A 5,062-nucleotide genomic window follows, 5' to 3' on the forward strand; every position below is an offset into this window, starting at 1 on the left:
TACAATCGCACAAAGTGTAAACGTATGCGTCATGTGTTTTATAAACGTGCATCTAAATTATCACCGAAACAACAGTGGTACTTACAGCGCTATACTGAAATGTCTGAAACATTAAAAGTAGCTCATGAATTAAAGGAAGCCTATTGTGAATGGTTTGATTGGGCAAAGACAAAGAATGATGTCATAGAAGTGAAGAAGCGATTACAAGCTTTTTACCGTAAAGTAGAAGAGACAAAATTACCAGCTTTCTTAAAAGCAATTCAAACATTTAAAAACTGGCAAGTAGAAATCTTAAATAGCTTTAGTTTTGGTTATTCCAACGGCTTCTTGGAAGGCATTAATAATAAAACAAAAGTGATGAAACGGAATGCATATGGCTTTCGACGCTTCGATCACTTTCGAGCAAAAATCTTATTAAATTTAAAGTATAAAGAAATCGGGGTTCATCTGGGTTAACGTGCTGAAAGATTTGTGCACCCCAACATTTGACTTAGAACAGTTTTTATAAAATTATACAAATTGTAATAAACCAATATAAAAAATCGAGAGGCTTAAATTAGCTTCTTGATTTTTTTTAGTTATTTACTTTAGCAAAAGTTAATCTTTATATAGTTAAATATACTCATTAGTGTTTAGATATTTAATTATGCCTTTTATTAATTTCGGTGTAATATTACCTATAGTATAAAAAGGTAATATTATGGATTTTATAGGTATTATATATTAAAATAGGTAATAGTTATTTTTACATGCTTTTATAGATCATTGTAGGATATGGATATGTAAAAAATATATGGATAGGAGTGTAAAAGTTGATAATACTAGATAGACCTTATGTTTCTGATTTATTAGCGTACACAATTAGTAAGAATAAAATTCCGGTTATCAAATTAAATGAAGTTTTTATACCAAATGAATCTACTATAAATTTAAAAAAGGTAGACGATTTGTTGATTGAATTAGAGAAGGGGAATTGTTCAATTCTCTTTAACTCTGAAAATGGACTTAATATTTTATCAAAATATGCACCTAAACACTATTTAACAACTGTTACAGATATTTTGAAAAATAAAGTTACTTTCAGGAAAACATTAAGTAGACATTATAAAGATTTCTTTTTCACAGAAGTTTCTCTAAAAGAATTAGAAGAATTAGATCCTGGTTCACTACCTTTCCCTATTATTGTTAAGCCTGTTATAGGATATTCAAGTATAGGTGTACATCGTATTGATAAGGTAGAAGAATATAAAGAAACTATTAAACAACTTAAATTTGAAATGGAAGTTACAAGTTCAGAGTATCCAATCGAAGTTATTAATAATCAATCATTTATAATTGAGAAATTAATTGAAGGTGATGAATACGCTGTTGACGTATATTTTACAGAAGACGGGGAACCTGTTATCTTAAATCTTTTTAAAAGAATGTTTAGGCATGAGAAAGACATGAGCGATAGAATTTACTATACGAGTAAGCAAGTAATAAATGAGTCCCTCAACAAAATTCAAGAATTTTTAGGAACTATTTCATCGTTCTTCGCTTTAAAACTTGCCCCTATACATATTGAAATTCGCATCGATAATGAGGGACAGATTGTTCCAATTGAAGTAAATCCACTTAGATTTGCTGGTATCGGTACAAATGAACTTGGTGTTCATGCATATGGTGTAAACGCATGTGAGTACTTTTTTAAACAACAAAAGCCTGATTGGGAAAATATAGTTAATCAAATGGATGATTCAATTTATAGTTTTTGTTGTGCTGAAATAGATGCATCTATTGATTGTAAGAAAGTTGTATCTATTAATCATGAAGCATTTAAACTAAATTTTGATGAAATTTTAGAATATCGACCAATGAAAGTGAATGAAAGCTCTACTTTTGCTGTAATCTTTCATAAATCACCAGATTTAAATGAAAATATAAGGTTATTGAATTTAGATCTGAATCAATATATTACGTTAAAAGAATTGGCATTTGTTTAATAATGATTAATTTTTTTATTACAGTTAGGAGCGTTAATGATGTTTAAAGGTATGACAATTAGAAAGAAAATATTATTAAACGTATTAATGCCTATTGTTGTTATAAGCACAATTTTTAGTTTTGTCATTTTTATTGTAGCTGAACGTTTAATTGATGGGTATATTATTCCTCAGTTTGAAGAGAGCTTAACAATGAAAATGGAGGATTTTGATGAGCTATTTGATAAAGAATTAATCAATAGTGCTAAAACAAACAAAAGTGCATATCAAGAACTATTGTCTAGAGGAAATGCATTTCAAGAAGAGTATGATTTAGAAAATGTGTATATTATGAGTAAGGTAGATAATAAAGAAGTCATTTTATTTTTAGGTAATGACGATAAGTATTTATCACCACTAGCGTTTACAGATGAACAAAAAGCAGCGCTAGGTACAACAAAAATGGTTACAAGTGATATTTATATGGATGATTACGGTGCTCATAAGTCTACATTTTTACAAGTTCAAGGAACAGATTCTGTCTTAGGATTAGATGAAGATGCAGATTTTATAGTTGATCTAGAAAACTTATTAATAAAAGTATGTGTATTATTAGCACTTATATTTATTGTAGTAAGTGGTTTATTAGCATATTTCACTGCTAAAAGAATTTCTAAACCTTTAAATAAACTTGTAGATTATACTAAAGTAATTGCAGCTGGTGATTTAACACAGGAAATAAAAAATACAAGTAATGATGAAATTGGTCAACTTGCATCAAGTTTTAATAGTATGCAAGTACAGCTAAAAGAAGTTATAGGTCATGTATCCTCAACAGCAGACTATGTAGCAAATGGGTCTAAAGAATTGACTCAAAGTATAGAGCAAGTGACAGAAATGGCTAATCAGGTATCAGCAGCGATTCAGGAAGTTTCAGTAAGTAGCGAAATGGTAACGACTGGGGCTATTCAAAATCAAATTGCGATTAGAGAAATATCAGAGGGGATAGTAGAAATTACAGAATCTACCACAAACGTCTCTGATGAATCTATTAAGACATCTGAAGAATCCAATCAAGGTAATAATGTAATTCAACAATCCGTACAAGGAATTGATTCAATTAACGAGCTTTCAAAAGCCTCTATGCAAATGACAGAACAAATGCATCAACGTTCTAAAGAAGTAGGACAAATTACAAATGTAATTACAAGTATTTCTGATCAAATTAATTTACTTGCACTAAATGCAGCTATTGAGGCTGCTCGTGCAGGTGAATACGGAAAAGGGTTTGCTGTTGTTGCAGATGAAATAAGACATTTAGCAGAACAATCTGCCCAATCTGCTAATGACATTACTAAATTAATTTCTGAAATGCAAAACAATTCTAATGAATCTGTTGAAGCTATTACGAGAGTAGTAAATGAAATTGATCAAGAGACTGTCGCAATAAGATTGGCTGGAGATACTTTCCGAAAAATCTCTTCTCTAATTTCAAACATTAGTATGCGAACGCAATCAATTGCTTCAACAGTAGAACAAATATCAGCAAGCTCTGAACAAGTATTAGGGACTACTGAGACAACTGTGCAATCATTGGAGCAAACATCAGCAGGTACCCAAAATATTGCTTCAACTATGCAAGAGCAATCTGCTTTTATGGAAGAAATGCTAGGAACAGCTAATCAAGTAAATGAGATGGTTGAAAACTTAAAAGGTCAAATTGCACATTTTAAAATTAAGTAATCTAAGCAATAACATTAACTAAGTTAAAAGGATTAGCTCTATCTTGAACAGAGCTAATCCTTTTACTATTTTTAGATCCGTATGTCAGTATCAAAGTCGTTTGTAAATTCGACAAAATACTCATTGAGTTCGTTCTATTTGTATATAACTCTTTATATAATGTAACGATTACTTTAAAAAGGAGAGGAAATTTTGTGGATTGATGGTGTTTTTTCTGGTGGCGGTTTGAAGGGGTTTGCACTAGTTGGGGCGTATCAAGTACTAGAAGCTGAAAATTTTCGCTTTAAACGGGTAGCTGGGACGAGTGCTGGGGCCATATTAGCTGCTTTTATTGCTGCAGGATATAGCGGGAAAGAAATCCAAACTATGTTGGAAGAGTTGGATGTACCTTCATTACTAGATCCAAGGAAAACGATCTTACCATTCCCGTTTATGAAGTGGGTTAATGTTTATCATCATTTAGGTTTATACAAAGGGAAAGCATTAGAAAAATGGTTTTTTCAGAAATTAGCTGCAAAAGGAGTTTATACATTCGGAGATTTACCTAGAGATTCGTTAAAATTAGTGGCGTCAGATTTAACAAATGGCAGAATGATAGTTTTACCAGACGATTTACAAAAATATCATATTGAAGCGAGGAATTTTTCTGTAGCCAGTGCTTTACGTATGAGCTGTGGTATACCCTTTTTCTTTGAACCTGTTACATTAAAAACAGGAAAAGGAGATTCAGTTATTGTAGATGGCGGCGTATTGAGTAATTTTCCGTTATGGGTATTTGATGATAGAGAAGGACGTAAAGTGCGACCGATTATAGGGCTTAAATTGAGTAGACGTAGAGAAGAACAACACCCACATGAAATTAAAAACGGATTAAATTTATTTGAAGCTTTATTTTCTACTATGAAAGATGCTCATGATGAAAGGTATATCTCAAGACGGCATGAAAGAGATATTATTTTCATCCCTGTCGATGATTATAGCTCCACACAATTTGATTTAGATGAAGAGACTAAAGAAACCCTTTTAGAGATTGGAAGAAACCGTACTATTCAATTTTTAAAATCGTGGCCAAGGTTTAGGTTATAAAACTTTTAAAAAAACGAATAAAACTATTGACGTTCTATGAAGTGGGTGGTATTATATAAAAGTTGCTGCTGAACATGCAGCTAGAACAATATGAAAATAAAATAACTGTTTGACATTCTTTATAAAATATGTTATTATATAAAAGTTGACTCTTAACAAAGAGATAATGATTGTAAATGAACCTTGAAAACTGAACAAGCAAAACGTAATCAATAAAGTTTTTAGTAGCTAACCTTGAGTTGGTGAACGAAACAAAATTTTGGACATCA

The 5,062-nt window shown here is 31.1% G+C and carries 4 protein-coding genes; all 4 read left to right on the forward strand.

Going from position 1 to position 5,062, the window contains the following annotated elements; translation table 11 throughout:
* Nucleotides 1–456: ISL3 family transposase (locus ACQKOF_RS24920; protein ID WP_427563055.1), on the forward strand; the 456-nt coding region annotated here is incomplete at its 5' end.
* 356 nt (nucleotides 457–812) lie between these two features.
* Entirely contained in the window at nucleotides 813–1,985 is a 1,173-nt protein-coding gene (locus tag ACQKOF_RS24925; protein WP_427563058.1) for an ATP-grasp domain-containing protein, read from the forward strand.
* 39 nt (nucleotides 1,986–2,024) lie between these two features.
* Entirely contained in the window at nucleotides 2,025–3,707 is a 1,683-nt protein-coding gene (locus ACQKOF_RS24930; protein ID WP_427563061.1) for a methyl-accepting chemotaxis protein, read from the forward strand.
* Between the two features lie 192 nt (nucleotides 3,708–3,899).
* On the forward strand, nucleotides 3,900–4,793 hold the full coding sequence (locus ACQKOF_RS24935; protein WP_427563064.1) for a patatin-like phospholipase family protein: 894 nt from the start codon (nucleotides 3,900–3,902) through the stop codon (nucleotides 4,791–4,793).
* Nucleotides 4,794–5,062: the final 269 nt, after the last annotated feature.

Origin of the sequence: Lysinibacillus sp. NPDC093190, assembly GCF_050280425.1 — a bacterium.
In the GTDB taxonomy this organism is placed as follows: Bacteria; Bacillota; Bacilli; order Bacillales_A; family Planococcaceae; genus Lysinibacillus.

What these genes read in the sequence shown, in the direction of transcription:
- ACQKOF_RS24930 (WP_427563061.1), top strand. Translation starts at nt 2,025, where the DNA reads ATGTTTAAAGGTATGACAATTAGAAAGAAAATATTATTAAACGTATTA.